The following is a 1,908-nucleotide window of genomic DNA, read 5'->3' as shown; positions in this document are numbered from 1 at the left end:
CGCTCGGGGTGTCCGAGGGGGACCGGATCGGGGTGGTCGGGCGGAACGGCGACGGGAAGACGACGCTGGTGCGGATGCTGGCGCGGCTGGAGGACCCGGACACGGGGCGGGTGACGCAGCAGGGCGGCCTGCGGCTGGGCGTGCTGGCGCAGGGCGACTCGCTGGACCCGGCCGCGACCGTGCGGCAGGAGATCGTCGGGGACCGCCCGGACCACGACTGGGCCGGGGACGCGCGGATCAGGGACGTACTGACCGGGCTGTTCGGCACGCTGGACCTGCCCGGCTTCGAAAACGGCCTGGACACCGTGATCGGCCCGCTGTCCGGCGGCGAGCGGCGCCGTATCGCGCTGGCGAAGCTGCTGATCGGCGAGCAGGACCTGATCGTGCTCGACGAGCCCACCAACCACCTGGACGTGGAGGGCATCGCGTGGCTGGCCGGCCATCTGCGCGCGCGCCGGGCCGCGCTGGTCTGCGTCACCCACGACCGCTGGTTCCTGGACCAGGTCTGCACGCGGATGTGGGACGTGCAGCGCGGCAACGTCTACGAGTACGAAGGCGGCTACAGCGACTACGTGTTCGCGCGCGCCGAGCGGGAGCGGATCGCCGCCACCGAAGAGGTCAAGCGGCAGAACCTGATGCGCAAGGAGTTGGCGTGGCTGCGCCGTGGCGCCCCGGCCCGCACCTCCAAGCCGCGGTTCCGGATCGAGGCGGCCAACGCCCTTATCGAGGACGTGCCGCCGCCGCGCGACAGCGCCGAGTTGATGAAGTTCGCGAACTCCCGGCTCGGCAAGACCGTGTTCGAGCTGGAGGACGCGACGATCACCGCGGGCCCCAAGACGCTGCTGGAGCACATCACCTGGCAACTCGGCCCGGGCGACCGGATCGGCCTGGTCGGGGTGAACGGCGCGGGCAAGACGTCGCTGCTGCGGGCCCTGGCCGAGGCGGCGGCCAGCGACGGGGAACGGCAGCCCGCGCACGGCCGGGTCGTGGTGGGCCGGACCGTCAAACTCGCCTACCTCTCCCAGGAGGTGGCCGAACTCGATCCCGCGCAGCGGGTCCTGCAGGCCGTGGAGTCGGTACGGCAGCGGGTCGACCTCGGCAAGGGCCGGGAGATGACCGCGGGCCAGCTCTGCGAGAAGTTCGGCTTCAGCAAGGAGAAGCAGTGGACGCCGGTCGGCGACCTGTCCGGCGGTGAGCGCCGCAGGTTGCAGATCCTGCGGCTGTTGATGGACGAGCCGAACGTGCTCTTCCTCGACGAGCCGACCAACGACCTCGACATCGAGACGCTGACCCAGCTGGAGGACCTGCTCGACGGCTGGCCCGGCTCGATGCTCGTGATCAGCCACGACCGCTACTTCCTGGAGCGCACCACCGACCGGGTGTTCGCGCTGCTCGGCGACCGTGGCCTGCGGATGCTGCCGCGCGGCGTGGACGAGTACCTGGAGCGCAGGCACGCGCTCGTCGCGGCCGCCGCGCCGCCCGCCCCCGGCCAGAAGCCGGCGCAACGGCCCGCGGACGGTGCCGGCGCGAGCTCCGGTGCGGGCGCCGGCACCCGCGACACCCGTGCCGCGAAGAAGGAACTCCAGCGCGTGGAGCGGCGGTTGGACAAGGTCGGCGAGCGCGAGAGTGAACTGCACGCCCGGATCGCCGAGCACGCCACCGACTTCGAGAAGGTCGCCGCGCTCGACGCGGAGCTGCGCGCGCTGCGCGAGGAGCGGGAGGACCTGGAGACGCGCTGGTTGGAGCTGGCCGAGGACGCGTGACGCGGGCCCGGCGGCGGCGTGTTGCCTGCCTGATGGGGGACGTGTGGCGGGCCGGTAACGGAACAGCAGCGGCCCGAGGCGTCAAGTGGGGCGGGTGATAGAAAGAGTTTCCGCTCGCCCGAACTCCATTCGCCCGGCCCGAAGA

The 1,908-nt window shown here is 72.3% G+C and carries 1 protein-coding gene; it reads left to right on the top strand.

Features of this window, described 5'->3' with window-relative positions:
* Positions 1-1,763 (top strand): ABC-F family ATP-binding cassette domain-containing protein (locus AC13HU_RS36425; RefSeq protein WP_483046281.1); only part of this gene is annotated, 1,763 nt, incomplete at its 5' end.
* Positions 1,764-1,908 lie beyond the last annotated feature (145 nt).

Source organism: Streptomyces sp. NH27, from assembly GCF_056859195.1.
This window is presented reverse-complemented; position numbering and strand designations above follow the sequence as displayed.